Raw genomic sequence first — 25,939 nt, 5'->3', positions numbered from 1 at the left:
ATGTCCAAAATCGTTAAAATCATCGGTCGTGAAATCATCGACTCCCGTGGTAACCCGACTGTTGAAGCCGAAGTACACCTGGAAGGTGGTTTCGTTGGTATGGCAGCAGCTCCGTCAGGTGCTTCTACTGGTTCCCGCGAAGCACTGGAACTGCGCGATGGCGACAAATCCCGCTTCATGGGTAAAGGCGTACTGAAAGCTGTTGCAGCTGTTAACGGCCCGATTGCTCAGGCTCTGCTGGGTAAAGATGCTAAAGATCAGGCTGGCATCGACAAGATCATGATCGATCTGGACGGTACTGAAAACAAATCCAACTTCGGTGCAAACGCCATCCTGGCTGTGTCCCTGGCGAACGCCAAAGCAGCAGCTGCTGCTAAAGGCCTGCCGCTGTATGCACACATCGCTGAACTGAACGGCACTCCGGGCAAATACTCCATGCCGGTTCCGATGATGAACATCATCAACGGTGGTGAGCACGCTGACAACAACGTCGACATCCAGGAATTCATGATTCAGCCTGTTGGCGCTAAAACCCTGAAAGAAGCTGTACGTATGGGTTCTGAAGTGTTCCACAACCTGGCTAAAGTTCTGAAAGCCAAAGGTATGAACACTGCAGTGGGTGACGAAGGCGGCTATGCGCCGAACCTGGGTTCCAACGCTGAAGCTCTGGCGGTAATCGCTGAAGCGGTTAAAGCAGCTGGCTACGAGCTGGGCAAAGACATCACTCTGGCGATGGACTGTGCAGCGTCTGAATTCTACAAAGACGGTAAATACGTTCTGGCTGGCGAAGGCAACAAAGCATTCACCTCCGAAGAATTCACTCATTTCCTGGAAGAACTGACCAAACAGTACCCGATCGTGTCCATCGAAGATGGTCTGGACGAGTCTGACTGGGATGGTTTCGCATACCAGACTAAAGTACTGGGCGACAAAATCCAGCTGGTTGGTGACGACCTGTTCGTAACCAACACCAAGATCCTGAAAGAAGGCATCGAAAAAGGCATCGTTAACTCCATCCTGATCAAATTCAACCAGATCGGTTCTCTGACCGAAACTCTGGCTGCGATCAAAATGGCGAAAGACGCTGGCTACACCGCTGTCATCTCTCACCGTTCTGGCGAAACTGAAGACGCTACCATCGCTGACCTGGCTGTTGGTACCGCTGCAGGCCAGATCAAAACTGGTTCTATGAGCCGTTCTGACCGCGTTGCTAAGTACAACCAGCTGATTCGTATCGAAGAAGCTCTGGGTGAACAAGCTCCGTACAACGGTCGTAAAGAGATCAAAGGTCAGGCGTAATCCTGTTCTTTCTCTGATTTAAAAATGCCAGCCTTCGGGCTGGCATTTTTTTGCCTGCACAATAGCAACCTATTTAAAGTCCACTGCCATTTGCTGTGGAATAGTCAGCCCACGTGTCGTCTGTACACAGCGCTCAATGTAATCGGTAAAACGCGGCGGCTTCGGCATCCCCATGCTGAGCAGCTTATCATTGCTGAATCGCACGTTCAGCGTTGCGAACGCGCCGTAAAGACGCATGGCTTTCAGCATTAGTCGTTCGTTGCAGGGGCCAAAAATATTCTTCAGTTCACGGCGCATTTGGACCAGCGTTTCATAGCTGACCTGTGCGTATTTATTGCCGACGGGAGCTTGTTCCAGCGCAGATGCCATCGCGTTATCAATATCTGCAAACCTCACGCTATTTTCTTCTCCTGCTGAGATGTGCACCACTTCACCGCGAGCAAGTGGACTGCTCAGTAACATCAGCAATGCATCGGCGCAATAATCAACCGGGATCACGTCAATACGGTCTTCCATCGAACACATAAATTTTTGTAGCATCAGACCCATGCTGAATACCCAGAAAATACTGCTGGAGGGTTTACAGCCGTGATGAGTATGGCCAACAACGATCGAAGGCCGCGCGATAACCAGTGGTAATGTTGGGCATTCCTGTTGTATCAGACGTTCTATCGTGGATTTAGAGTGCGTATACTCAACCAGATGCTCAGCACGCTCGCGAAACTCTGCACTTTCGGCCACCAGTGAATCGGGGTCTGGGGAGCATGACATTGCTGTACCAACGTGAAGAAAACGCTGCAGGCTGCCGACACAGGCCATTCTCCGGGCGAACTTCAGCGTTCCTTCGACATTGACTTTCCAGATAAGCGGGTTGTTGCCAAAAGAGGCGACGGCGGCGCAATTGATGACATGAGTAACCTGGCCCAGACGCGGGTCGTTAAGAAACGCTTCAGGCTCTACTAAATCACCCAACAGGATATTCCGCGGGCTAAGTGTTGCCAATTTTTCTTCTGCAATATTGAATTTGCGCAGATTTTCCTTTATCCGTTCCAGCGCAGATACATCATTACTGGCACGAACTAAAAGCAGCAGATTAAATCCATTTGTCTGATTCAGAATGTTTTCTAAAACGGCTCCGCCCAAAAAACCGGTTGCGCCAGTAATTAATAGTGTATTCATGAATGCAGTCTCATTAGGGGTGGTTGACTGGATTCTAGGCGCGGATAATTAAACGGAGATTAAATGGAAAATTAGCGTAAGTTTAGGTTTCTTAAGCCTATTCTAATATAAAAAGATACCGCGGATCGAATTTGACTATGCGTGATGCTAATAAATTCATAATTTCATGTTTCCGTTTGTACATGCTTGAAATATTTTACTTTTAAAATATTTATACTATTTTTATAAGGTTATTATCAATAATATTTTGTTACATCAAAACGCTGCCTGAACAGCTATGAAATTAGATCACAGCTCTTCGATCATTGCAGGTGCAAACACGAGATCATGTTTCATGATTTTTAACTCAGGGGACAGCGCAGCCGGGGGCAAGACCTGAGCGTGCAAATCTGCAATAATACGCGTCCATAACCCTAAACAGAGATGACTATGCAGTACCCGATTAACGAGATGTTCCAGACCCTGCAAGGTGAGGGTTACTTTACCGGCGTCCCCGCCATTTTTATTCGTTTACAGGGATGCCCGGTTGGCTGTGCCTGGTGCGATACCAAACACACCTGGGATAAGCTTGAGGATCGGGAAGTCTCCCTGTACAGCATCCTGGCTAAGACGAAAGAGAGTGATAAATGGGGGGCGGCGAGCAGTGAAGATCTGCTGGCTGTTATTCAGCGTCAGGGCTATACCGCCCGTCATGTGGTGATAACCGGTGGTGAGCCCTGCATTCATGACCTGATGCCGCTGACTGACCTGCTGGAAAAGAACGGCTTTAGCTGCCAGATTGAAACCAGCGGCACCCATGAAGTGCGCTGTACGCCGAATACCTGGGTGACCGTATCGCCGAAGGTAAATATGCGCGGCGGTTATGATGTGCTGTCGCAGGCGCTGGAGCGCGCGAATGAAATCAAACATCCGGTTGGTCGCGTTCGCGATATTGAAGCACTGGATGAACTGTTGGCCACGTTGAGCGACGAAAAACCACGAATCATCGCCTTACAGCCAATCAGTCAGAAAGAAGATGCGACGCGTTTGTGTATTGATACCTGTATTGCGCGTAACTGGCGTTTGTCGATGCAAACCCACAAATATCTGAATATTGCCTGATAAGTTTTGCCGGGGCGCTTCGCTTGTCCGGCCTACGCTTGCTAATAAGGTAGGCCGGGATCAGTCGCGGTGCGTCGCCATCCGGCAAGGTCGGGATCACTCGCCGCGATACACGCAGCCTGCTGTGCAGGTTTCTTTTACCATTACTGCGCTCAGCAGTGGAACCACCGGTTTAACCTGCTCCCAAATCCATTTTGCCAGCACTTCGCTGGTTGGGTTTTCGAGGCCCGGAATATCGTTCAGATAGTAGTGATCGAGTCTGTCGTAGGTCGGCTTAAACGCCGCTTTTAACTCAGAAAAATCCATGATCCAACCGGTATGCGGATCGACTTCACCGGTAATTTCAAGACGCACCATAAATGAGTGACCATGCAGGCGGCCACATTTATGCCCTTCTGGTACATGCGGCAGGCGGTGAGCGGCTTCGAAGGTGAAATCTTTAAACAAGGTGGTGGACATTTTTTACTCTCAAGAATGCGAAAAACCGCCGTAGGGTACCGTAAAGTACAATTTTTATCATTAGTTAAAAGGGCGCTAAGCATCAGAACGTCATATTTACGCTGTTAATGTTTGATAACTATTTGTATATCATATAGTTATTAAATCGTTTTTGCCGTTAATGACTATAACTAAAACAGGTTAGTCCATTTGGTTATTTGTTATTTCTATCCCTTCTTTAATTGTTACTATCCCCGCCGTTAACCTTATCTTCAGTTTGGGTTTTATTGCTGAAATCCGCTTTGCTTACTGGAACATGACAACGCATGACGACACAGGCCCCACCTTCCGCTTTGCTACCGCTAAATCCGGAGCAACTGGCACGCCTTCAGGCAGCCACGACTGACTTCACTCCCGCACAGCTCGCGTGGGTTTCTGGCTATTTCTGGGGTGTGCTGAATCAGCAGCCTGGCAGCAATGCGGCGGCCCCTGCGCCTGCTGCTGAAATGCCCGGTATTACGCTTATCTCCGCCTCGCAAACCGGTAATGCGCGTCGTGTGGCGGAAGCCCTGCGCGATGATTTGATCTCCGCGAAGCTCAACGTCACTCTGATCAACGCTGGCGACTATAAATTCAAACAAATCGCCAATGAAAAATTACTGATCGTGGTGGCGTCGACGCAAGGGGAAGGTGAGCCGGCGGAAGAAGCCGTGGCGCTGCATAAATTCCTGTTTTCGAAAAAAGCGCCGAAGCTTGAGAACACTGCTTTTGCCATATTTGGTTTGGGCGATACCTCCTATGAGTTCTTCTGCAAGGCGGGGAAAGATTTCGACAGCAGGCTGGCTGAACTGGGTGGCGAGCGCCTGCTGGATCGGGTGGATGCGGATGTCGAATACCAGGCCGCTGCCGCGCAATGGCGTGAGCGTCTGGTTGAGGTTCTGAAAGCCCGTGCGCCGGCTGTACCGTCTGTGCAAGTTGCTGCGAGTGGTGCTGTAAACGAAGTACACACCAGCCCGTATACCAAAGAAGCGCCGCTGCCGGCATCGCTCTCGGTGAATCAGAAAATCACCGGTCGCGACTCGCTAAAAGATGTGCGCCATATCGAAATCGATCTCGGCGATTCCGGTCTGCGCTATCAGCCGGGCGACGCGCTGGGCGTGTGGTATCAGAACGATCCTGCGCTGGTTAAAGAGCTGGCAGAGCTGCTGTGGCTGAAGGGTGATGAACCGGTCACGGTCAATGACAAAACGCTGCCGCTGGCGGAAGCCTTACAGTGGCACTTTGAGCTGACGGTCAACACCGCCAATATCGTGGAAAACTACGCCACGCTGACGCGCAGTGAATCGCTGCTGCCGCTGGTGGGCGATAAAGCGCAGTTGCAGCATTACGCCGCCACCACGCCAATCGTCGATATGGTGCGTTTCTCCCCGGCACAACTGGACGCTCAGGCGTTAGTTGATCTTCTGCGCCCGCTGACCCCGCGTCTGTACTCCATTGCTTCCTCCCAAGCGGAAGTCGAAAGTGAAGTGCACGTGACTGTTGGCGTCGTGCGTTACGACATTGAAGGCCGCGCCCGCGCCGGTGGTGCCTCCAGCTTCCTCGCCGACCGCGTGGAAGAAGAAGGCGAAGTCCGCGTCTTCATCGAACATAACGACAACTTCCGCCTGCCGGCTAACCCGCAGACGCCGGTCATCATGATTGGCCCGGGCACCGGTATTGCCCCGTTCCGCGCCTTTATGCAGCAGCGCGCGGCCGATGGCGCAGAAGGCAAGAACTGGCTGTTCTTCGGTAACCCGCACTTCACCGAGGATTTCCTGTATCAGGTGGAATGGCAGCGTTACGTGAAAGAAGGCGTGTTGAGCCGGATCGATCTCGCCTGGTCGCGTGACCAAAAAGAAAAAATCTACGTACAAGACAAACTGCGCGAACAGGGCGCGGAACTGTGGCGCTGGATCAATGACGGTGCCCACATTTATGTCTGCGGCGACGCTAATCGCATGGCGAAAGACGTTGAGCAGGCATTGCTGGAAGTGATTGCTGAATTCGGTGCAATGGACATCGAAGCGGCGGATGAATTTTTAAGTGAGCTGCGCGTTGAGCGCCGTTATCAGCGAGATGTCTACTAATGAGCGAAAAATACCCAGGGCCTTTAGTGGTCGAAGGCAAACTGACTGACGCCGAGCGCATGAAGCGTGAAAGTAATTTCCTGCGCGGCACCATCGCGGAAGACCTGAACGACGGTCTGACCGGCGGCTTCCACGGCGATAACTTCCTGCTGATCCGTTTCCACGGCATGTACCAGCAGGACGACCGCGATATTCGCGCCGAACGTGCTGAGCAGAAGCTGGAGCCGCGCCACGCGATGCTGCTGCGCTGCCGTCTGCCGGGCGGGGTGATCACCCCAACCCAGTGGAAGGCCATCGACAAATTTGCCACTGATAACACCATTTACGGCAGTATTCGTCTGACCAACCGTCAGACCTTTCAGTTCCATGGCATTCTGAAGAAGAACGTGAAGCCGGTACACCAGATGCTGCACTCCGTCGGCCTGGACGCACTGGCGACCGCCAACGATATGAACCGTAACGTGCTGTGCACCTCCAACCCGTATGAATCTGAGCTGCACGCCGAAGCCTACGAGTGGGCGAAAAAGATCTCCGAACATCTGCTGCCGCGCACCCGCGCCTATGCAGAGATCTGGCTTGATCAGGAAAAAGTCGCGACCACCGACGAAGAGCCGATCCTCGGGGCGACCTATCTGCCGCGTAAGTTTAAAACCACAGTCGTCATCCCGCCGCAGAACGATATCGATCTGCACGCCAACGATATGAATTTCGTGGCGATTGCCGAAAACGGCAAGCTGGTAGGCTTTAACCTGCTGGTCGGCGGTGGTTTGTCGATTGAGCATGGCAATAAGAAAACCTACGCCCGTACGGCAAGTGAATTCGGCTATCTGCCGCTTGAACACACGCTGGCGGTTGCGGAAGCGGTGGTGACGACGCAGCGTGACTGGGGCAACCGTACCGACCGTAAAAACGCTAAAACCAAATACACCCTTGAACGCGTTGGTATCGACACGTTCAAAGAGGAAGTGGAGCGTCGTGCGGGGATCAAATTTGAGCCGATCCGCCCATACGAGTTCACCGGTCGTGGCGACAGGATTGGTTGGGTGAAAGGGATCGACAATAACTGGCATCTGACGCTGTTTATTGAAAATGGCCGTATTCTGGATTACCCGGGCCGTCCGCTGAAAACCGGCCTGCTGGAGATCGCGAAGATCCACAAAGGCGATTTCCGCATCACCGCTAACCAGAACCTGATCATCGCTGGCGTACCGGAAAGCCAGAAGGCGAAGGTAGAGAAGCTGGCGCGCGATCATGGTCTGATGAATGCGGTGAAGCCGCAGCGTGAAAACTCGATGGCCTGCGTGTCGTTCCCGACCTGTCCGCTGGCGATGGCGGAAGCCGAGCGTTTCCTGCCGTCGTTTACTGACAAAGTGGAATCCATTCTGGAAAAACACGGCATTCCTGAAGAACACATCGTGATGCGCGTCACCGGCTGTCCGAACGGCTGTGGCCGAGCGATGCTGGCTGAACTGGGGCTGGTGGGTAAAGCGCCGGGCCGCTACAACGTGCATCTGGGCGGTAACCGCATGGGTACGCGCATTCCGCGTATGTATCGCGAAAACATTACGGAAACCGAAATTCTCGCTTCCGTAGACGAACTGGTTGGGCGCTGGGCGAAAGAGCGCGAAGCGGGTGAAGGCTTCGGCGACTTTACGGTGCGTGCGGGCATCATTCGCCCGGTGCTCGATCCAGCGCGTGATTTCTGGGAATAACATGAATTGCTGGATGGCGGCATAAATGCCTTATCCGGCCTACGCAGACGGTAGGCCTGATAAGCGAAGCGCCATCAGGCAAGGCACACAGTGAGGAACTTATGTCCCAACTCGATCTAAACACGCTGAATGAACTGCCGAAAGTCGAACGCGTATTAGCACTGGCAGAAACCAACGCCGAACTGGAAAAACTGAGTGCCGAGGATCGTGTGGCGTGGGCACTGGAAAACCTGCCCGGCGAATATGTTCTGTCATCAAGCTTCGGTATTCAGGCGGCGGTCAGCCTGCATCTGGTAAACCAGAGCCGCCCGGATATCCCGGTGATCCTGACCGATACCGGCTACCTGTTCCCGGAAACCTACCAGTTTATTGATGAGTTAACGGACAAACTCAAGCTGAATCTGCAGGTTTATCGCGCGAAAGAGAGCGCGGCCTGGCAGGAAGCACGCTACGGTAAGCTGTGGGAGCAGGGCGTCGAAGGCATTGAGAAATACAATGACATCAACAAGGTTGAGCCGATGAACCGGGCGCTGAAAGAACTCAACGCGCAAACCTGGTTTGCCGGTCTGCGCCGCGAACAGTCCGGTAGCCGTGCACATTTACCGGTATTGGCTATTCAGCGTGGCGTATTTAAAGTGCTGCCGATTATCGACTGGGACAACCGTACGGTATACCAGTATCTGCAAAAACACGGTCTGAAGTATCATCCACTGTGGGATCAAGGCTATCTGTCAGTCGGCGATACCCATACCACCCGCAAATGGGAGCCGGGGATGGCGGAAGAAGAGACGCGGTTCTTTGGGCTGAAAAGAGAGTGCGGGCTGCACGAAGGGTAACGGCTAAAAGCCCGGTAACGTTTACATTTTACCGGGCTTCTTCTTCAGGATTTACCTGCTTTCGCCAGTTCTTTTACCAGCGGCAGCATGATGCGTACGACGTCGCGGCTGCGATGTTCAATCCGGCCTGGAAGCGCTTTATCAATATGCTGCTGGTTGTCCAGACGCACGTCGTGCCAGCTGTTACCTGCGGGGAAAGAGGCGGTTTTAGCGCGTTGCTGATAGCCGTCTTTTTTACCCAGGTTCCAGTTGGTTGCTTCTACCGAGAGCACGGCGATTCCCGCTTTGTCGAAGACCTCGGCATCGTTACAACATCCGGTTCCTTTCGGATAGTCTTTGTTCAGGCCCGGGTTGGTACTGGCGACGATACCGCGGCTGTGTGCAATTGCCAGCGCCCGGTCGCGCGTCAGTTTTCGTACGGCTTCCGGGGTTCTTTTCCCACTATTGAAGTAGAGCTTATCCCCGACGATCAGGTTATCGAGGTTGATAACCAGCAGCGTATTTTTCTTCTCAGCCGCACTCATGCGCTTGAGGATATTTTCTGCGCCGAGTTTGCCTTCTTCCTCGCCGCTGGTGGCGATAAACCGAATGCCGTACTGTGTCGGCACATTTTTAAGTTTTTCAGCCAATTCCAGCATGACACCCAAACCTGCGGCGTTATCGTCGATGCCCTGTAAGGTTAACCCGCCCAGATTAGCATCGGAATCGGCATCGCTCAGCGCGGCGTAAGTGTCGAGGTGCGCCATGATAATAATCTGCTGCGGCGCTTTGCCTTCATGCGCTGCAATGACGGTGCTGCCCGTAACGTTATGCCAGTTCTTACGGTTGTCTTTGGCGGTATAAACATAACGGCTATTAAACGTTCGAATATCACTGCGATAGCCCATCTGCTGAAATTGCTGACGTAAATAATCAGCAGATAGCATTTCTGCCGGAGAGCCCGTCACGCGGCCAGGGAAGAATGTTGCGATATATCGGGCCTGAGTATTTGCGATATCTCCAGGTCTGGAGGATGTTGCCTGTGCAGGAAGGATAAAACACGCGCCGAGCGCCATGGCAGCAATAAGGTGGCGCGTTGCGGAAAACATAATGAGTCCTTAAATACCAAGCAGAAATTTTCAGTCGCTAGTATGAAACTGTGATCGAGGTAAAACAATTTCATTTGCTCCTAAATGCCCGAAATCCGGCGGCTTAAGCACTTTTTGAACTTTGCTTTTCCAAATCGTTATTCCTTTGAGGAACTACTCATTCCAATTCGTAATTTCATTCGCTCTCTTGCCCTCCCTATAGTCAGGTTATCTGAACTTCGTTAGCAAAATAACGGCAATACATAGGAACGGTTATGGATCAAAAACGACTTACCCACCTGCGGCAACTGGAAGCGGAGAGCATCCATATCATTCGTGAGGTGGCCGCCGAGTTTTCGAATCCGGTGATGATGTATTCCATCGGCAAGGATTCCAGCGTAATGCTGCATCTGGCGCGCAAAGCGTTTTATCCTGGTTCACTGCCGTTTCCTCTGCTACACGTTGATACCGGCTGGAAATTCAGCGAGATGTACGAATTTCGCGACCGTACGGCAAAAGCCTACGGCTGCGAACTTCTGGTGCATAAAAACCCGGAAGGGGTGGCGATGGGCATCAACCCGTTTGTCCATGGTAGCGCCAAGCATACCGACATTATGAAAACCGAGGGGTTGAAGCAGGCGCTGAACAAATACGGTTTTGACGCAGCATTCGGTGGCGCACGCCGTGATGAAGAGAAATCGCGCGCGAAAGAGCGCATCTATTCCTTCCGCGATCGTTTTCATCGCTGGGACCCAAAAAACCAGCGTCCGGAGCTGTGGCATAACTACAACGGCCAGATTAACAAAGGCGAAAGCATTCGCGTATTCCCGCTCTCTAACTGGACGGAACAGGATATCTGGCAGTACATCTGGCTGGAGAACATCGACATTGTTCCGCTGTACCTTGCTGCAGAGCGTCCGGTGCTTGAGCGCGATGGCATGTTGATGATGATTGATGACGACAGAATCGATCTGCAACCCGGTGAAGTGATTAAAAAACGCATGGTGCGTTTCCGCACGCTCGGCTGCTGGCCGCTCACTGGCGCGGTGGAGTCGGCCGCGCAGACGCTGCCGGAAATTATCGAAGAGATGCTGGTCTCAACTACCAGTGAACGTCAGGGGCGCGTGATTGACCGCGACCAGGCGGGCTCCATGGAGCTGAAGAAACGTCAGGGGTATTTCTAAGGAGCCGCCATGAATACGACACTTGCACAACAAATTGCTAATGAAGGCGGCGTTGAAGCCTGGATGGTTGCCCAGCAACACAAAAGTCTGCTGCGCTTTTTAACCTGCGGTAGCGTGGATGACGGGAAAAGTACCCTGATTGGTCGCCTGCTGCACGACACGCGTCAGATTTATGAAGATCAGCTTTCATCGCTGCACAACGACAGCAAACGTCACGGCACCCAGGGTGAAAAGCTCGATCTGGCGCTGTTGGTTGATGGCTTGCAGGCCGAGCGCGAGCAGGGCATCACCATCGACGTGGCTTACCGTTATTTCTCTACCGAGAAGCGTAAATTTATCATTGCGGATACCCCCGGCCATGAGCAGTACACCCGCAATATGGCAACCGGTGCGTCGACTTGCGATCTGGCGATCCTGCTGATCGATGCACGTAAAGGCGTGCTGGATCAGACGCGTCGTCACAGCTTTATCTCCACGCTGTTGGGAATAAAACATCTGATCGTTGCGATCAACAAAATGGATCTGGTGGATTTTAGCGAAGAGACATTTAACCGGATTCGTGAAGATTATCTGACCTTTGCAGAGCAGTTGCCGGGCAACCTGGATATCCGTTTTGTACCGCTTTCAGCACTGGAAGGTGACAACGTGGCGTCGCAAAGTTTCAGCATGCCGTGGTACAGCGGCCCGACGTTGCTGGAAGTGCTTGAAACTGTTGAAATCCAGCGCGTTGTCGATACTCAGCCGATGCGATTCCCGGTGCAGTATGTGAACCGCCCAAATCTTGATTTTCGTGGTTATGCCGGAACGCTGGCCTCCGGTAGTGTGAAGGTGGGACAGCGCGTCAAAGTGCTACCGTCCGGCGTTGAGTCCAGCGTAGCGCGGATCGTGACCTTCGATGGCGACTTGCAGGAAGCGCATGCAGGTGAAGCCATTACCCTGGTGCTGAAAGATGAGATCGATATCAGCCGTGGCGACCTGTTACTTGATGCCGGTGAAGCGTTGCCGGCGGTACAAAGCGCTGCCGTTGATGTGGTGTGGATGGCGGAACAACCGTTGTCGCCAGGGCAGAGCTATGACATCAAAGTGGCGGGCAAGAAGACGCGTGCGCGTGTTGATAGCGTGGACTATCAGGTCGATATTAATAACCTTACCCAACGTGACGTTGAAGCGCTGCCGCTAAACGGCATCGGCCTGGTTAATCTGACCTTTGATGAACCGCTGGTGCTGGATACCTATCAGCATAATCCGGTCACGGGCGGCCTGATTATCATTGACCGTCTGACTAATGTTACCGTCGGGGCTGGACTGGTACGCAAGCCGATCGTCCAGGAGCAGGCCACGACATCCCAGTTCAGCGCGTTTGAGCTGGAGCTTAATGCGCTGGTGCGTCGCCATTTCCCACACTGGGGTGCGCGCGATCTGCTGGGAGGAAAATAATGGCGCTGCATGACGAAAACGTCGTCTGGCATGCCCATCCTGTTACGCCGCAACAGCGGGAGCAACACCACGGGCATCGTGGTGTTGTGCTGTGGTTCACCGGACTCTCTGGTTCGGGTAAATCCACGGTGGCGGGAGCGCTGGAAGAAGCGTTGCACAAGCTGGGGGTTAGCACTTATCTCTTGGATGGCGATAACGTGCGTCACGGTCTGTGCAGCGATCTTGGATTTAGTGATGCCGATCGTAAGGAGAATATTCGCCGGGTTGGTGAAGTGGCTAACCTGATGGTGGATGCGGGGCTTGTGGTGTTGACCGCCTTTATCTCACCGCATCGCGCTGAGCGCAAAATGGTTCGTGAGCGGGTTGGCGAAGGGCGTTTTATTGAAGTTTTTGTCGATACGCCATTAGCAACGTGTGAAGCACGCGATCCAAAAGGGCTGTATAAAAAAGCGCGGGCGGGTGAGTTGCGCAATTTTACTGGCATTGATTCGGTATACGAAGCGCCTGAATCGCCAGAAATTCATCTTGATGGTGAACAATTGGTAACAAATTTGGTACCCCAATTATTAGACCTGCTGAGGCAGGAAGATATTATCAGATCCTGAGACACCCGAGCTCACATGCCCGGTCAGTCACGGTCACAGGATTAGATATGCGTAACAGCCATAACATTACTATTACAGAGTCAGATACCTTCGCCGCCGACGACGAAACCACCTGGTCACTACCGGGGGCCGTGGTCGGTTTTATTGCGTGGTTGTTGGCGCTGGGATTCCCGTGTCTGATGTATGGCCCTAATACACTGTTTTTTTTCATTTATACCTGGCCCTTTTTCCTCGCGTTGCTGCCCGTCGCCATTGTGGCGGGTATTGCCCTGCATTCGCTTATGCAGGGACGGCTGCTGCTAAGCGTTACGTTTACCCTGCTGGTGGTCGGGTCGATGTTTGGCGCATTGTTCCTGTGGCTGCTGGGCTAGGTTCACTTCCCTTTTTTCATGGTGAGTGGTGCCGCATAACGGCAGCTCTAATTCAAACCGTAACCAACAATGAGATTATGTTCTCCTTACACGGGGTATACGTAACAACGGGCAAATGTGGTACATTTGCCCGCGTTGTCGCGGCATTCCCGACCGTTGATGTAAAGTTGTCTGCGGAAGTTATGGGATGTAAATGCCGTTTTTCAGGGGGCAGGATGGGTAAACTAACGCTGTTGTTGCTGGCTTTATTAGTCTGGCTGCAGTATTCGCTGTGGTTCGGTAAGAACGGCATACATGACTATAGTCGCGTCAACGATGATGTTGCTGCGCAGCAAGCTACAAACGCGAAACTTAAAGCGCGTAACGATCAGCTCTTTGCTGAAATTGACGATCTCAATGGCGGACAAGAGGCTATTGAGGAGCGTGCGCGCAACGAACTCAGTATGACTAAGCCGGGCGAAACCTTTTATCGTCTGGTGCCTGACGCGTCTAAACGCGCTCAGACTGCAGGGCAAAACAATCGATAAACCGTCCAGGGATTTAACATGGCAGCCACTTTATTGGACGTTTGCGCCGTGGTGCCGGCTGCCGGGTTTGGCCGCCGAATGCAAACAGAGTGTCCTAAGCAGTATCTCTCTATTGGCAATAAAACCATTCTTGAACACTCGGTGGATGCGCTGCTGGCTCATCCCCGGGTGACGCGAGTCGTCATCGCTATCAGCCCAGGCGACAGTCGCTTTGCCCAACTTCCACTTGCTGCGCACCCGCAAATTACCGTAGTGGATGGCGGCAACGAGCGTGCTGATTCTGTCCTTGCCGGTTTGCAAGCAGCAGGGGAGGCTCAGTGGGTACTGGTGCATGATGCCGCACGTCCGTGCCTGCATCAGGATGATTTAGCCCGCTTACTGGCAATAAGTGAAGCCAGCCGTATCGGCGGTATCCTGGCGGCTCCCGTACGCGACACAATGAAACGTGCCGAGCCTGGTAAGACCGAGATTGCTCATACGGTCGAACGCACCGATTTATGGCACGCGTTGACGCCGCAGTTTTTCCCACGCGAGCTGTTGCACGACTGCCTGACGCGAGCGCTCAACGAAGGCGCAACCATTACGGACGAAGCCTCGGCACTGGAATATTGCGGCTTTCATCCGCTGCTGGTCGAAGGACGCGCTGACAACATTAAAGTCACTCGCCCGGAAGATCTGGCGCTGGCGGAATTTTATCTGACCCGAACTATCTAGACACCTCATCCTTCACGCTGCAACGAGGCAGCCTGCAGGATGTTGTGTATATCAGGAGAAGGCATAATGCGAATTGGACACGGTTTCGACGTACACGCTTTTGGAGGAGTTGGCCCAATTATCATTGGTGGTGTGCGCATCCCGTATGAAAAAGGATTGCTGGCGCATTCTGATGGCGACGTGGCGTTACACGCGTTAACCGATGCTCTGCTGGGCGCGGCTGCGCTGGGGGATATCGGTAAGCTATTCCCGGACACCGACCCGGCCTTTAAAGGTGCAGATAGTCGTGAATTATTGCGTGAAGCCTGGCGGCGTATTCAGGCCAAAGGCTATACGCTTGGTAATGTAGATGTGACGATTATTGCACAGGCGCCTAAGATGCTGCCGCACATTCCGCAAATGCGGGTGTTTATTGCCGAGGATCTCGGCTGCCATATGGATGATGTTAACGTGAAAGCGACCACCACGGAAAAACTCGGTTTTACCGGGCGTGGGGAAGGGATTGCCTGTGAAGCGGTGGCGTTACTCATTAAGGCAACGAAATGACTGCGTTTGAAGATCTGACGTATCTCCATGGCAAACCACAAGGCCATGGCGTTCTGAAAGCGAATCCGGAAGACTTTGTCGTCGTCGAAGATTTAGGCTTCGAACCCGATGGCGAAGGCGAGCACATTTTGGTGCGTATCCTGAAAAACGGTTGTAACACCCGTTTTGTGGCTGACGCGCTGGCGAAATTCCTGAAAATTCATGCCCGCGAAGTGAGCTTTGCTGGCCAGAAAGACAAGCATGCGGTCACGGAACAGTGGCTGTGTGCGCGTGTGCCGGGCAATGCGATGCCTGATTTAAGCAAATTTGAGCTTGAAGGCTGTAAAGTGCTGGAGTACGCGCGCCACAAGCGTAAGCTGCGTTTAGGGGCGCTGAAAGGCAACGCGTTTACGCTGGTGTTGCGTGAAGTGAGCGAGCGTGATGATGTTGAAGCGCGTTTACAGGCGATTAGCGAGCGCGGCGTACCGAACTATTTCGGCGCTCAGCGTTTTGGTATCGGCGGCAGCAACCTGCAAGGGGCGTTGCGCTGGGCGCAAAGCGATGCGCCGGTGCGCGATCGCAATAAACGCAGTTTTTGGTTGTCGGCGGCCCGTAGCGCGTTGTTTAATCAGATAGTCAGTGAACGCCTGAAAAAAACAGACTTTAATCAAGTTGTTGACGGCGATGCGCTACAATTGTCGGGACGCGGAAGCTGGTTTGTCGCCACACAGGAAGAACAAACTGAATTACAGCGTCGCGTCGATGAGAAAGAATTGATGATAACAGCGGCATTGCCGGGCAGCGGTGAGTGGGGAACTCAACGCGATGCGCTGGCGTTTGAAGAAGCCGCTATTGCTGACGAAACCGCGCTGCAGTCTCTGTTATTGCGCGAGAAAGTCGACGCGTCGCGTCGCGCTATGTTGCTGTATCCACAACAATTAAGCTGGAACTGGTGGGATGACGTAACCGTTGAGTTGCGCTTCTGGCTACCGGCAGGTAGCTTCGCCACCAGTGTTGTAAGGGAACTTATTAACACAATGGGTGATTATGCGTATATTGCTGAGTAACGATGATGGGGTCCACGCGCCCGGTATACAAACGCTGGCGAAAGCGCTGCGTGAGTTTGCTGACGTACAGGTGGTTGCCCCGGATCGTAACCGCAGTGGCGCGTCTAACTCGCTGACGCTGGAGTCTTCACTTCGCACGTTTACCTATGATAATGGCGATATCGCTGTACAAATGGGGACACCCACCGACTGCGTCTATCTGGGCGTGAACGCATTAATGCGTCCGCGTCCGGACATTGTCGTTTCTGGTATTAACGCGGGTCCTAATCTGGGTGATGATGTTATCTATTCCGGTACCGTGGCGGCGGCGATGGAAGGTCGTCATCTGGGGTTCCCTGCGCTGGCGGTCTCACTCGATGGGCATAAACACTACGATACTGCTGCCGCAGTAACCTGCCGGATTTTACGCGCGTTAAGCCGCGAACCGCTGCGCACCGGTCGCATTCTGAATATCAACGTGCCGGATTTACCCCTGGATCAGATCAAAGGTATTCGCGTTACCCGCTGCGGCAGCCGCCATCCGGCGGATCAGGTGATTCCACAGCAGGACCCCCGCGGCAATACGCTGTACTGGATCGGACCACCGGGCGAAAAATGCGATGCCGGTCCGGATACGGATTTTGCTGCCGTTGATGAAGGTTATGTTTCCATCACGCCGCTGCATGTCGATTTAACCGCATATGGCGCGCATGAGGTGGTTTCTGACTGGTTAGACAGCGTGGGAGCCGACACGCAATGGTAAGCAGACGCATACACACTCTTCTTGAACAATTACGTGCGCAGGGCATCAGAGATGAGCATGTCCTGGATGCGCTCGCCGCCGTGCCGCGTGAAAAGTTCGTTGATGAGGCGTTTGAACATAAGGCCTGGGATAATATCGCCCTGCCGATTGGCCAGGGGCAGACCATCTCACAGCCCTATATGGTGGCTCGCATGACCGAGCTGCTGGAGCTAACGCCGCAGTCTCGGGTGCTGGAAATTGGTACCGGCTCTGGCTACCAGACGGCGATCCTGGCTCATCTGGTGCAGCACGTGTGCTCTGTTGAGCGCATTAAAGGTTTGCAATGGCAGGCGCGTCGTCGCCTGAAACAGCTTGATTTACATAATGTTTCGACCCGTCATGGTGATGGATGGCAAGGCTGGCAGGCGCGAGCGCCGTTTGACGCTATCATTGTGACGGCAGCACCGCCTGAGATCCCAACGGCATTGATGATGCAGTTGGATGAAGGCGGCATTCTCGTCTTGCCCGTGGGCGATGAGCACCAGTTTTTGAAACGGGTGCGTCGTCGGGGAGGCGAATTTATTATCGACACCGTGGAGGCCGTACGCTTTGTTCCCTTAGTCAAAGGGGAGCTGGCGTAGCTAACGCTGCTGAATACCTGGAGTTTTCCTGGATATTCTGGAATTAGTAAGCGTATCGTGGTCACGTTTTCCAGTGTCCAGTCCGATGCCTTGCACGGTGATTACGTCACTGGGTATTAACCAAATTTTCCTGGGGGATAAATGAGCGCGGGAAGCCACAAATTTACCGTTCGCCGCATGGCGGCATTGTCACTGGTTTCGTTATGGCTGGCAGGTTGTTCAAACACCTCGAATCCACCAGCGCCGGTCAGCTCTGTTGGCGGCAATGCATCATCGAACACCAGCTCCGGCATGCTGATCACGCCTCCACCAAAAATGGGATCAACGGCGACAGTACAACAAACGCCACAGATTCAACCGGTGCAACGCCCGGCGACTCAGCCAACGCAGGTTCAGCCGGTTGCAGAACAGCCTGTCCAGATGGAAAACGGGCGGATTGTGTACAATCGTCAGTATGGGAATATTCCGAAAGGTAGCTATACGGGTGGCAGTACCTATACTGTTAAGAAAGGCGACACGCTTTTCTATATTGCCTGGATTACCGGGAACGATTTCCGTGACCTCGCACAACGCAATAACGTTCCGGCCCCGTATGGCCTGAATGTCGGACAAACTCTGCAAGTGGGCAACGCGTCGGGTGCACCGATTACCGGTGGTAATGCCATCACCCAGGCGGATGCAGCACAGCAAGGAGTTGTGACCAACCCTGCACAAAATTCCACCGTTGCTGTTGCTTCGAAACCAACAATTACGTATTCTGAGGATTCAGGTGAACAAAGTGCTAACAAAATGTTGCCGAACAACAAGCCTGCTGGGACCGTCGTCACAGCGCCTGTAACGGCTCCGGCAGTTAGTGCAACCGAATCGACTGCAAGCTCAACTTCTACCAGTTCGCCGATTTCTACCTGGCGCTGGCCGACTGACGGCAAAGTGATCGAAAACTTCGCAGCTACCGAAGGTGGCAATAAAGGGATCGACATTGCAGGCAGCAAAGGACAGGCTATTGTCGCGACCGCAGATGGACGCGTCGTATATGCCGGTAATGCGCTGCGTGGTTACGGTAATCTTATTATCATCAAACACAACGATGATTACCTGAGTGCCTACGCCCATAACGATACAATGCTGGTCCGGGAACAACAAGAAATCAAGGCGGGGCAGAAGATAGCTACCATGGGTAGCACCGGAACCAGTTCTACACGCTTGCATTTTGAAATTCGTTACAAGGGGAAATCCGTAAACCCGCTGCGCTATTTACCGCAGCGATAATTCGGCGGAACCAGGCTTTCACGTGCTAGTTCCGTTAGGGATCACGGGTAGGAGCCACCTTATGAGTCAGAATACGCTGAAAGTTCATGATTTAAATGAAGATGCGGAATTTGATGAGAACGGAGTAGAGGCTTTTGATGAGAAAGCCTTGAGTGAAGAGGAACCCAGTGATAACGACCTGGCTGAAGAAGAGCTGTTATCGCAGGGGGCCACACAGCGTGTGTTGGACGCGACTCAGCTTTACCTTGGTGAGATTGGTTATTCGCCACTGTTAACAGCCGAAGAAGAAGTTTATTTTGCGCGTCGCGCACTGCGTGGAGATGTCGCTTCTCGCCGCCGCATGATTGAAAGTAACCTGCGTCTGGTGGTGAAAATTGCTCGTCGTTATGGCAATCGTGGTCTGGCATTGCTGGACCTGATTGAAGAGGGCAATCTGGGGCTTATCCGTGCCGTCGAGAAGTTTGACCCTGAGCGCGGGTTCCGCTTCTCAACATACGCAACCTGGTGGATCCGCCAGACGATCGAACGGGCGATTATGAATCAAACCCGTACGATCCGACTGCCGATTCACATTGTAAAAGAGCTGAATGTCTATCTGCGTACCGCGCGTGAGTTGTCGCATAAACTGGACCATGAACCGAGCGCAGAAGAGATTGCGGAACAACTGGATAAACCGGTTGATGACGTCAGCCGTATGCTCCGACTCAACGAGCGCATTACTTCGGTAGACACCCCGCTGGGTGGCGATTCCGAAAAAGCGTTGCTGGATATTCTGGCCGACGAAAAGGAAAACGGTCCGGAAGACACCACGCAAGACGATGATATGAAACAGAGCATCGTCAAATGGCTGTTCGAACTGAACGCCAAACAGCGTGAGGTGCTGGCACGTCGTTTTGGTTTGCTGGGGTACGAAGCTGCGACACTGGAAGATGTGGGCCGTGAAATTGGCCTGACCCGTGAACGTGTTCGTCAGATTCAGGTTGAAGGCCTGCGTCGTCTGCGTGAAATCCTGCAGACACAGGGGCTGAATATCGAAGCGCTGTTCCGCGAGTAAGCACAAGTTCTATCAAGAAAGGCCAGTCTCGGTGAGGCTGGCCTTTTTCTTTGTTTGTTGCCTGATGGCACAGCGTTTATCAGGCTCTACGGAGAGCAGGGCTTTGTGGGCCGGATAAGACGTTTACGTCGCCATCCGGTAAATCAGTTCATCATCTTACGCACCAACTGCGTAAACTGTTCGCGCTCTTCCCCGCTAAGTCGGCCCAGAAACTCATCATCCACGCTATCTCCCAATGGGGTTGCGCTGGCCAGTAACGCTTCTCCTTGCGCGGTCAAATAAACAAACCGTCGACGCTTATCCGCCGGGTCGTGCTCACGCCTGACCAGATTGCGTTTTTCCATCCGGCTCAGCATTTCCGCAAGCGTCGCCTTGGTACAGACTGCAGCCTCGGTCAGGGTAACCTGCTCAATGCCGGGCTGTTCAGCGATGGCCCGCATCACTGCGTACTGAGGTTTGGTCAGTTCCGGTAATGCATGCTGCCAGCGAGCCGTATGCTTTTGAAAAAGCTGACGTAGTAAGTGAAACGCGGTATTTCGTAACTCCATGGGAACTCCGGGCAAACGATCGGTCTCTATCATAGCGGGTAACGCGTGATTTTTTAATAAGCGCGACTTTAGCTATCTGTGCCAGGTGTCCTTGCCCGGAGTCGGTTGTGGGAGTATGTTATGCAAAATGTTCGTACACGAACAATGTTGAGAGGTTGAATGAGACTCATCGTAGGAATGACCGGGGCAACGGGAGCGCCGCTTGGTGTGGCGCTACTACAAGCGCTGCGGCAAATGCCGGAAGTGGAAACGCATCTGGTGTTATCGAAGTGGGCTAAAACGACGATTGAGCTCGAAACGCCGTACAGCGTTAACGATGTGTCTGCGCTGGCGAACTACTGCCACCATCCGGCGGACCAGGCAGCGAGTATTTCCTCTGGCTCGTTTCGCACTGACGGCATGATCATTATCCCCTGCAGCATGAAAACCCTGGCCGGTATTCGCGCAGGCTACGCGGAAGGCCTGGTGGGGCGCGCCGCTGATGTGGTGCTGAAAGAAGGGCGCAAGCTGGTGCTGGTTCCGCGTGAAATGCCGCTGAGCACCATTCATCTGGAAAATATGCTCGCACTTTCCCGTATGGGCGTCGCAATGGTTCCGCCGATGCCCGCGTTTTACAACCATCCGCAAACGGTCGATGACATTACGCAGCACATTGTCGCTCGCGTTCTCGATCAGTTTGGTCTGGAACACCCAAACGCCCGTCGCTGGCAGGGGTTACGGCAGGCGCAGAATTTTTTACAGGAGAATGAGTAATGGCATTTGATGATTTGCGTAGCTTTTTGCAGGCGCTGGACGACCAGGGACAATTGCTGAAAATCAGTGAAGAAGTGAACGCCGAACCGGATTTAGCAGCGGCTGCCAATGCCACCGGACGTATTGGCGACGGGGCGCCTGCGCTGTGGTTTGACAACATTCGTGGATTTACCGATGCCCGTGTGGCAATGAACACTATCGGCTCCTGGCAGAACCATGCAATCTCGTTGGGTTTACCACCGAATACGCCGGTGAAAAAACAGATCGATGAATTCATTCGCCGCTGGGATAAATTTCCGGTTACGCCGGAGCGTCGTGCCAACCCGGCGTGGGCGGAAAACAGCGTCGACGGTGACGATATCAACCTGTTTGATATTCTGCCGCTGTTTCGTCTGAACGATGGCGACGGTGGTTTCTACCTTGATAAAGCCTGCGTGGTTTCGCGCGATCCGCTGGATGTCGACAATTTCGGCAAGCAGAACGTCGGTATTTACCGTATGGAAGTAAAAGGCAAGCGTAAACTGGGCCTGCAACCGGTGCCGATGCACGATATTGCGCTGCACCTGCATAAGGCTGAAGAGCGCGGCGAGGATCTACCGATTGCGATCACCCTTGGCAACGATCCGATCATCACTCTGATGGGGGCAACGCCGCTGAAGTACGATCAATCTGAATACGAAATGGCGGGGGCGCTACGAGAAAGCCCGTACCCGATCGCCACCGCACCGCTCACCGGTTTTGACGTACCGTGGGGTTCAGAAGTGATCCTCGAAGGGGTCATTGAAAGCCGCAAGCGTGAAATAGAAGGGCCATTTGGTGAATTTACCGGGCACTACTCTGGCGGGCGCAACATGACTGTGGTGCGCATTGATAAAGTCTCTTATCGCAGTAAACCTATTTTTGAATCGCTGTATCTCGGGATGCCGTGGACGGAAATCGACTATCTGATGGGGCCAGCAACCTGCGTACCGCTGTATCAACAGTTGAAGGCAGAATTTCCGGAAGTGCAGGCGGTGAACGCCATGTACACCCACGGTTTGCTGGCGATTATCTCCACCAAAAAACGTTACGGCGGCTTTGCCCGTGCGGTAGGGTTGCGGGCGATGACCACGCCGCACGGTCTGGGTTACGTGAAAATGGTGATTATGGTTGATGAGGATGTTGATCCGTTCAACTTACCGCAGGTGATGTGGGCGCTGTCGTCGAAGGTTAATCCGGCGGGGGATCTGGTGCAATTGCCGAATATGTCGGTGCTGGAGCTTGATCCGGGTTCCAGTCCGGCGGGGATTACCGACAAGTTAATTATTGATGCTACCACGCCGGTCGCGCCGGATAACCGTGGGCACTACAGCCAGCCGGTATGTGATTTACCGGAAACGAAAGCCTGGGCTGAAAAGCTGACCGCCATGCTGGCTAACCGTAAATAAGGAGTTGCAGATGATTTGTCCACGTTGTGCCGATGAACATATTGAAGTGATGGCGAATTCGCCGGTAAAAGGCGTCTGGACGGTATATCAGTGCCAGCATTGTCTGTACACCTGGCGTAATACTGAACCGCTACGTCGCACCAGCCGTGAGCACTACCCGCAGGCGTTTCGCATGACGCAGAAGGATATTGATGAAGCACCGATGGTGCCAAGTATCCCCCCGCTGTTGGCGGAAGATAAGCGCTAATCAAAAATGCAGGTGAGGCGAAGCCCCGCCCGGTAAATTTGCCCGATGGCACTGTGCTTATCGGGCCTACAAATCAGGCCGTAGGCCGGATGAGGCGGAGCCGTCATCCGGCACCACGAGCATTACACCAGACTCTTCAACCGATAGATCCACTCCAGCGCCTGGCGCGGCGTCAGCGAATCCGGGTCAATATTCTCCAGTGCTTCAACGGCAGGTGATGTCTCTTCCGGTGCACTGAGCAGTGACATCTGCGTCCCATCAACCTGCGTTGCCGCGGCGTTTGGCGTGATGCTTTCCAGCTCGCGCAGTTTTTGCCGTGCGCGTTTGATAACCTCTTTCGGAACGCCAGCCAGTGCCGCGACCGCCAGACCATAGCTCTTACTCGCCGCGCCATCCTGTACGCTGTGCATAAAGGCGATGGTATCGCCATGCTCTAACGCATCCAGATGTACGTTCGCTACGCCTTCCATTTTTTCCGGTAACTGAGTCAGTTCGAAGTAGTGGGTAGCAAACAGCGTGAGTGCTTTGATTTTATTCGCCAGATTTTCAGCACAAGCCCAGGCCAGAGATAAACCGTCATAGGTTGAGGTCCCGCGCCCAATCTCATCCATCAGCACCAGGCTGTTCTCAGTGGCGTTATGCAGAATATTGGCCGTTTCGGTCATTTCTACCATGAAGGTTGAACGACCGGATGCGAGGTCATCCGCTGCGCCCACACGGGTAAAGATACGGTCGATTGGACCTATTTCTACCTTTTGTGCCGGCACATAGCTACCGATGTAGGCCAGCAATGCAATCAGCGCGGTCTGGCGCATATAGGTGCTTTTACCGCCCATATTTGGCCCGGTGATAATCAGCATCCGCCGCTGCGGGGAAAGGTTAAGTGGGTTGGCGATAAACGGTTCACTCAGCACCTGTTCCACCACCGGATGACGACCCTCTGCAATACGGATACCGGGCTTATCGCTGAATGTCGGGCAGGTGTAGTTCAGGGTATAAGCGCGTTCGGCCAGGTTGACCAGCACGTCAAGCTCTGCCAGTGCGCTGGCGCTCTGCTGTAAATCAGCCAGATGCGGCAACAGCATGTCGAACAGCTCGTCATACAGCTGTTTTTCCAGTGCCAGCGCTTTGCCTTTTGAGGTCAGGACTTTGTCTTCGTACTCTTTCAGCTCAGGAATAATGTAGCGCTCGGCATTTTTCAGCGTCTGACGGCGTACGTAGTTAATCGGTGCCAGATGACTCTGCCCACGGCTGATCTGAATGTAGTAACCGTGGACGGCGTTAAATCCAACTTTCAATGTGTCCAGGCCGGTGCGCTCGCGCTCGCGGATCTCCAGTCTGTCCAGATAATCGGTTGCGCCATCAGCCAGCGCTCGCCATTCGTCCAGCTCTTCGTTATAGCCCGGTGCGATAACACCACCGTCGCGTACCAGCACTGGCGGGGCATCAACCACGGCACGCTCCAGCAGTTCACGCAGTTCCGTGAACTCGCCCATTTTCTCGCGCAGCATCTGTACGGGAGCGCTGTTTACGTTTTCCAGTTGAGCGCGCAGTTCCGGTAATTGCTGGAAGGCGTGACGCATCCGCGCCAGATCGCGTGGGCGCGCGGTACGCAGTGCCAGACGAGCCAGAATACGTTCCAGATCGCCCACCTGACGTAGTACGGGTTGCAATTCGCTGGTGGAATCCTGCAGCGCGCCGATGGTCTGCTGGCGCTCGATCAGTATCTGCGTATCGCGGACTGGCATATGCAGCCAGCGTTTGAGCATACGGCTACCCATTGGCGTCACGGTGCAATCGAGCACCGATGCCAGCGTGTTTTCTACGCCACCGGCCAGGTTCTGGGTAATTTCCAGATTGCGGCGCGTGGCGGCATCCATAATGATGCTGTCCTGCTGGCGTTCCATGGTGATGGAGCGAATATGTGGCAGTGAGGTGCGCTGGGTATCTTTTACATATTGCAGCAGGCAGCCGGCAGCGCATAATCCACGCGGCGCGTTTTCCACACCAAAGCCGATCAGATCCCGTGTGCCAAACTGCAGGTTTAACTGCTGGCGGGCGGTATCAATTTCAAACTCCCACAGCGGACGACGACGCAGGCCGCGACGGCCTTCGATCAGCGACGTTTCTGCGAAATCCTCGGCATACAGCAATTCGGCAGGATTGGTGCGCTGTAGTTCCGCAGCCATCGTCTCACGGTCTGCGGGTTCACTGACGCGAAAACGCCCGGAGCTGATGTCCAGTGTGGCGTAGCCAAAGCCTTTACTGTCCTGCCAGACGGCGGCCAGCAGGTTGTCCTGACGTTCCTGTAAAAGTGCTTCATCGCTGATGGTGCCCGGTGTGACGATGCGTACCACTTTGCGTTCAACCGGCCCTTTGCTGGTTGCTGGATCGCCAATCTGCTCGCAAATAGCGACAGATTCCCCCTGATTGACCAGCTTAGCGAGGTAGTTTTCCACCGCATGGTGGGGAATGCCCGCCATCGGGATTGGCTCGCCTGCCGATGCGCCACGTTTGGTCAGCGAGATATCGAGCAGCTGCGACGCACGTTTCGCGTCGTCATAAAACAGTTCGTAAAAGTCGCCCATGCGGTAAAACAGCAGGATCTCCGGGTGCTGAGCCTTCAGCTTGAGATACTGCTGCATCATGGGGGTGTGAGAGTCTAGATTTTCTATTGTACTCATTGGAGTGTGATGTCCATATTTCTTAATTTTTAATGAGTTAGTGAATTTTATGGTTATCATTAGGTTTCACGTTGTCTCATCGAATATCATGGAATCCTACAGTTAACAGTAGGAATTCATGACTGCATAAGGTGCATGATAACGGAGTCTTTATGGTAGTAAAACAAGAGGGAAAGCCACTTTCGTTTAAAGCGGTAAAAATGATGAAGCCTGGTGGCAAAGATGAGGCTGACGTGGGCGAAAATCGTGGTTTACGTCTCTCATGTGGTGCCACCGGGATGAAGTCTTTTTCCTACCGTTACGCGAGTCCCCGACTGGTAAACTTGTTCAGTTTAAAATTGGTAACTTTCCACAACTTCTCTCGTTTGCTGCACGTTTTAAACTCCACGAATTAAAGCTTCTCCGTC

The 25,939-nt window shown here is 53.3% G+C and carries 26 protein-coding genes; 21 read left to right on the top strand and 5 right to left on the bottom strand.

The genetic code is table 11. The annotated features are described in order from the left end of the window. Positions 1-1,299, top strand: a complete 1,299-nt coding sequence (gene eno / locus JTI85_RS17620; RefSeq protein WP_003034129.1) for a phosphopyruvate hydratase — start codon at positions 1-3, stop codon at positions 1,297-1,299. 69 nt (positions 1,300-1,368) lie between these two features. Here the strand turns inward: eno and JTI85_RS17615 are convergent, their stop codons facing one another. Beyond that, positions 1,369-2,478, bottom strand: a complete 1,110-nt coding sequence (locus tag JTI85_RS17615; protein WP_115601559.1) for an SDR family oxidoreductase — start codon at positions 2,476-2,478, stop codon at positions 1,369-1,371. Positions 2,479-2,907: 429 nt separating this feature from the next. On the opposite strand from JTI85_RS17615, the gene queE reads away from it, so the two are divergent. Continuing rightward, positions 2,908-3,579 (top strand): 7-carboxy-7-deazaguanine synthase QueE, encoded by a 672-nt coding sequence (gene queE / locus JTI85_RS17610; protein ID WP_048213069.1) that lies wholly within the window; start codon positions 2,908-2,910, stop codon positions 3,577-3,579. A gap of 96 nt (positions 3,580-3,675) precedes the next feature. On the opposite strand, the gene queD is transcribed toward queE, so the two are convergent. Continuing rightward, complete coding sequence (gene queD / locus JTI85_RS17605) at positions 3,676-4,038, bottom strand: 6-carboxytetrahydropterin synthase QueD (RefSeq protein WP_048213068.1); 363 nt, start codon at positions 4,036-4,038, stop codon at positions 3,676-3,678. A gap of 305 nt (positions 4,039-4,343) precedes the next feature. Between queD and cysJ the strand changes: the two genes are divergently transcribed. From cysJ to cysH, 3 genes are all read left to right on the top strand, one after another. Beyond that, complete coding sequence (gene cysJ / locus JTI85_RS17600) at positions 4,344-6,143, top strand: NADPH-dependent assimilatory sulfite reductase flavoprotein subunit (protein WP_219351817.1); 1,800 nt, start codon at positions 4,344-4,346, stop codon at positions 6,141-6,143. Further along, positions 6,143-7,855 (top strand): assimilatory sulfite reductase (NADPH) hemoprotein subunit, encoded by a 1,713-nt coding sequence (gene cysI, locus JTI85_RS17595; protein WP_115601562.1) that lies wholly within the window; start codon positions 6,143-6,145, stop codon positions 7,853-7,855. Before cysJ ends, cysI begins: the two co-directional genes overlap by 1 nt. Positions 7,856-7,956: 101 nt before the next feature. Then, positions 7,957-8,691 carry a phosphoadenosine phosphosulfate reductase gene (cysH, locus tag JTI85_RS17590; RefSeq protein ID WP_199982512.1) on the top strand — a complete coding sequence of 245 codons (735 nt, stop codon included), beginning with the start codon at positions 7,957-7,959 and terminating at the stop codon, positions 8,689-8,691. A 44-nt stretch (positions 8,692-8,735) separates the two neighbouring features. On the opposite strand, the gene JTI85_RS17585 is transcribed toward cysH, so the two are convergent. After that, positions 8,736-9,779: an aminopeptidase gene (locus tag JTI85_RS17585; protein ID WP_061068477.1), complete on the bottom strand. Its 1,044-nt coding sequence runs from the start codon at positions 9,777-9,779 to the stop codon at positions 8,736-8,738. Positions 9,780-10,033: 254 nt separating this feature from the next. On the opposite strand from JTI85_RS17585, the gene cysD reads away from it, so the two are divergent. The 12 genes from cysD (at position 10,034) to rpoS (ending at position 19,873) form a co-directional block, all read left to right on the top strand. Then, the gene (gene cysD / locus JTI85_RS17580; RefSeq protein ID WP_048213063.1) at positions 10,034-10,942 is read left to right on the top strand and encodes a sulfate adenylyltransferase subunit CysD; all 909 of its coding nucleotides are present in this window, start codon (positions 10,034-10,036) and stop codon (positions 10,940-10,942) included. A gap of 9 nt (positions 10,943-10,951) precedes the next feature. Continuing rightward, entirely contained in the window at positions 10,952-12,379 is a 1,428-nt protein-coding gene (cysN, locus tag JTI85_RS17575) for a sulfate adenylyltransferase subunit CysN (RefSeq protein ID WP_219351816.1), read from the top strand. Next, the gene (cysC, locus tag JTI85_RS17570; RefSeq protein WP_103848287.1) at positions 12,379-12,984 is read left to right on the top strand and encodes an adenylyl-sulfate kinase; all 606 of its coding nucleotides are present in this window, start codon (positions 12,379-12,381) and stop codon (positions 12,982-12,984) included. Before cysN ends, cysC begins: the two co-directional genes overlap by 1 nt. 47 nt (positions 12,985-13,031) lie before the next feature. Next, positions 13,032-13,355: a DUF3561 family protein gene (locus JTI85_RS17565; RefSeq protein ID WP_048213060.1), complete on the top strand. Its 324-nt coding sequence runs from the start codon at positions 13,032-13,034 to the stop codon at positions 13,353-13,355. Positions 13,356-13,570: 215 nt separating this feature from the next. After that, positions 13,571-13,882: a cell division protein FtsB gene (gene ftsB, locus JTI85_RS17560; RefSeq protein WP_003034163.1), complete on the top strand. Its 312-nt coding sequence runs from the start codon at positions 13,571-13,573 to the stop codon at positions 13,880-13,882. Positions 13,883-13,900: 18 nt separating this feature from the next. Next, a complete protein-coding gene (gene ispD, locus JTI85_RS17555) occupies positions 13,901-14,596 on the top strand; it encodes a 2-C-methyl-D-erythritol 4-phosphate cytidylyltransferase (RefSeq protein WP_048213058.1) in 696 nt (231 codons plus the stop codon). A 66-nt stretch (positions 14,597-14,662) separates the two neighbouring features. Then, entirely contained in the window at positions 14,663-15,142 is a 480-nt protein-coding gene (ispF, locus tag JTI85_RS17550) for a 2-C-methyl-D-erythritol 2,4-cyclodiphosphate synthase (protein ID WP_003034167.1), read from the top strand. Continuing rightward, entirely contained in the window at positions 15,139-16,188 is a 1,050-nt protein-coding gene (truD, locus tag JTI85_RS17545) for a tRNA pseudouridine(13) synthase TruD (RefSeq protein WP_101741642.1), read from the top strand. The genes ispF and truD overlap by 4 nt, the downstream gene beginning before the upstream one ends. Further along, complete coding sequence (gene surE / locus JTI85_RS17540) at positions 16,169-16,930, top strand: 5'/3'-nucleotidase SurE (RefSeq protein ID WP_003825728.1); 762 nt, start codon at positions 16,169-16,171, stop codon at positions 16,928-16,930. The genes truD and surE overlap by 20 nt, the downstream gene beginning before the upstream one ends. Beyond that, entirely contained in the window at positions 16,924-17,550 is a 627-nt protein-coding gene (locus JTI85_RS17535; RefSeq protein WP_219351815.1) for a protein-L-isoaspartate(D-aspartate) O-methyltransferase, read from the top strand. Before surE ends, JTI85_RS17535 begins: the two co-directional genes overlap by 7 nt. Before the next feature lie 186 nt (positions 17,551-17,736). Further along, entirely contained in the window at positions 17,737-18,819 is a 1,083-nt protein-coding gene (gene nlpD, locus JTI85_RS17530; RefSeq protein WP_306308092.1) for a murein hydrolase activator NlpD, read from the top strand. A gap of 61 nt (positions 18,820-18,880) precedes the next feature. Beyond that, positions 18,881-19,873, top strand: a complete 993-nt coding sequence (rpoS, locus tag JTI85_RS17525) for an RNA polymerase sigma factor RpoS (RefSeq protein ID WP_000081498.1) — start codon at positions 18,881-18,883, stop codon at positions 19,871-19,873. A 143-nt stretch (positions 19,874-20,016) separates the two neighbouring features. Here the strand turns inward: rpoS and JTI85_RS17520 are convergent, their stop codons facing one another. Then, entirely contained in the window at positions 20,017-20,421 is a 405-nt protein-coding gene (locus JTI85_RS17520) for a MarR family winged helix-turn-helix transcriptional regulator (RefSeq protein ID WP_048213054.1), read from the bottom strand. Between the two features lie 159 nt (positions 20,422-20,580). Here JTI85_RS17520 and JTI85_RS17515 point away from each other — a divergent pair, with 159 nt between their 5' ends. The 3 genes from JTI85_RS17515 to JTI85_RS17505 are packed head-to-tail and all read left to right on the top strand — an operon-like array spanning position 20,581 to position 22,848. After that, positions 20,581-21,174 carry a non-oxidative hydroxyarylic acid decarboxylases subunit B gene (locus JTI85_RS17515; protein ID WP_115601567.1) on the top strand — a complete coding sequence of 198 codons (594 nt, stop codon included), beginning with the start codon at positions 20,581-20,583 and terminating at the stop codon, positions 21,172-21,174. After that, positions 21,174-22,601 carry a non-oxidative hydroxyarylic acid decarboxylases subunit C gene (locus JTI85_RS17510; RefSeq protein ID WP_061068472.1) on the top strand — a complete coding sequence of 476 codons (1,428 nt, stop codon included), beginning with the start codon at positions 21,174-21,176 and terminating at the stop codon, positions 22,599-22,601. Before JTI85_RS17515 ends, JTI85_RS17510 begins: the two co-directional genes overlap by 1 nt. A 10-nt stretch (positions 22,602-22,611) precedes the next feature. Beyond that, positions 22,612-22,848, top strand: a complete 237-nt coding sequence (locus JTI85_RS17505) for a non-oxidative hydroxyarylic acid decarboxylases subunit D (RefSeq protein ID WP_061068471.1) — start codon at positions 22,612-22,614, stop codon at positions 22,846-22,848. Between the two features lie 122 nt (positions 22,849-22,970). Here the strand turns inward: JTI85_RS17505 and mutS are convergent, their stop codons facing one another. Beyond that, entirely contained in the window at positions 22,971-25,532 is a 2,562-nt protein-coding gene (gene mutS, locus JTI85_RS17500; protein ID WP_061068470.1) for a DNA mismatch repair protein MutS, read from the bottom strand. A gap of 152 nt (positions 25,533-25,684) precedes the next feature. Between mutS and JTI85_RS21575 the strand changes: the two genes are divergently transcribed. Continuing rightward, on the top strand, positions 25,685-25,927 hold the full coding sequence (locus JTI85_RS21575; RefSeq protein WP_320338604.1) for a DUF4102 domain-containing protein: 243 nt from the start codon (positions 25,685-25,687) through the stop codon (positions 25,925-25,927). The last annotated feature ends 12 nt before the right edge of the window (positions 25,928-25,939 follow it).

The sequence above is a fragment of the Citrobacter sp. Colony219 genome, assembly GCF_019382635.1.
GTDB classification, from domain to species: domain Bacteria; phylum Pseudomonadota; class Gammaproteobacteria; order Enterobacterales; family Enterobacteriaceae; genus Citrobacter; species Citrobacter youngae.
The sequence above is the reverse complement of the archived record's forward strand: the minus strand, read 5'-3'. Positions and strand labels throughout refer to the sequence as shown.

Coding starts and splice junctions, on each gene's coding strand:
- eno (WP_003034129.1), top strand. CDS start 1: ATGTCCAAAATCGTTAAAATCATCGGTCGTGAAATCATCGACTCCCGT.
- JTI85_RS17615 (WP_115601559.1), bottom strand. CDS start 2,478: ATGAATACACTATTAATTACTGGCGCAACCGGTTTTTTGGGCGGAGCC.
- queE (WP_048213069.1), top strand. CDS start 2,908: ATGCAGTACCCGATTAACGAGATGTTCCAGACCCTGCAAGGTGAGGGT.
- queD (WP_048213068.1), bottom strand. CDS start 4,038: ATGTCCACCACCTTGTTTAAAGATTTCACCTTCGAAGCCGCTCACCGC.
- cysJ (WP_219351817.1), top strand. CDS start 4,344: ATGACGACACAGGCCCCACCTTCCGCTTTGCTACCGCTAAATCCGGAG.
- cysI (WP_115601562.1), top strand. CDS start 6,143: ATGAGCGAAAAATACCCAGGGCCTTTAGTGGTCGAAGGCAAACTGACT.
- cysH (WP_199982512.1), top strand. CDS start 7,957: ATGTCCCAACTCGATCTAAACACGCTGAATGAACTGCCGAAAGTCGAA.
- JTI85_RS17585 (WP_061068477.1), bottom strand. CDS start 9,779: ATGTTTTCCGCAACGCGCCACCTTATTGCTGCCATGGCGCTCGGCGCG.
- cysD (WP_048213063.1), top strand. CDS start 10,034: ATGGATCAAAAACGACTTACCCACCTGCGGCAACTGGAAGCGGAGAGC.
- cysN (WP_219351816.1), top strand. CDS start 10,952: ATGAATACGACACTTGCACAACAAATTGCTAATGAAGGCGGCGTTGAA.
- cysC (WP_103848287.1), top strand. CDS start 12,379: ATGGCGCTGCATGACGAAAACGTCGTCTGGCATGCCCATCCTGTTACG.
- JTI85_RS17565 (WP_048213060.1), top strand. CDS start 13,032: ATGCGTAACAGCCATAACATTACTATTACAGAGTCAGATACCTTCGCC.
- ftsB (WP_003034163.1), top strand. CDS start 13,571: ATGGGTAAACTAACGCTGTTGTTGCTGGCTTTATTAGTCTGGCTGCAG.
- ispD (WP_048213058.1), top strand. CDS start 13,901: ATGGCAGCCACTTTATTGGACGTTTGCGCCGTGGTGCCGGCTGCCGGG.
- ispF (WP_003034167.1), top strand. CDS start 14,663: ATGCGAATTGGACACGGTTTCGACGTACACGCTTTTGGAGGAGTTGGC.
- truD (WP_101741642.1), top strand. CDS start 15,139: ATGACTGCGTTTGAAGATCTGACGTATCTCCATGGCAAACCACAAGGC.
- surE (WP_003825728.1), top strand. CDS start 16,169: ATGCGTATATTGCTGAGTAACGATGATGGGGTCCACGCGCCCGGTATA.
- JTI85_RS17535 (WP_219351815.1), top strand. CDS start 16,924: ATGGTAAGCAGACGCATACACACTCTTCTTGAACAATTACGTGCGCAG.
- rpoS (WP_000081498.1), top strand. CDS start 18,881: ATGAGTCAGAATACGCTGAAAGTTCATGATTTAAATGAAGATGCGGAA.
- JTI85_RS17520 (WP_048213054.1), bottom strand. CDS start 20,421: ATGGAGTTACGAAATACCGCGTTTCACTTACTACGTCAGCTTTTTCAA.
- JTI85_RS17515 (WP_115601567.1), top strand. CDS start 20,581: ATGAGACTCATCGTAGGAATGACCGGGGCAACGGGAGCGCCGCTTGGT.
- JTI85_RS17510 (WP_061068472.1), top strand. CDS start 21,174: ATGGCATTTGATGATTTGCGTAGCTTTTTGCAGGCGCTGGACGACCAG.
- JTI85_RS17505 (WP_061068471.1), top strand. CDS start 22,612: ATGATTTGTCCACGTTGTGCCGATGAACATATTGAAGTGATGGCGAAT.
- mutS (WP_061068470.1), bottom strand. CDS start 25,532: ATGAGTACAATAGAAAATCTAGACTCTCACACCCCCATGATGCAGCAG.
- JTI85_RS21575 (WP_320338604.1), top strand. CDS start 25,685: ATGGTAGTAAAACAAGAGGGAAAGCCACTTTCGTTTAAAGCGGTAAAA.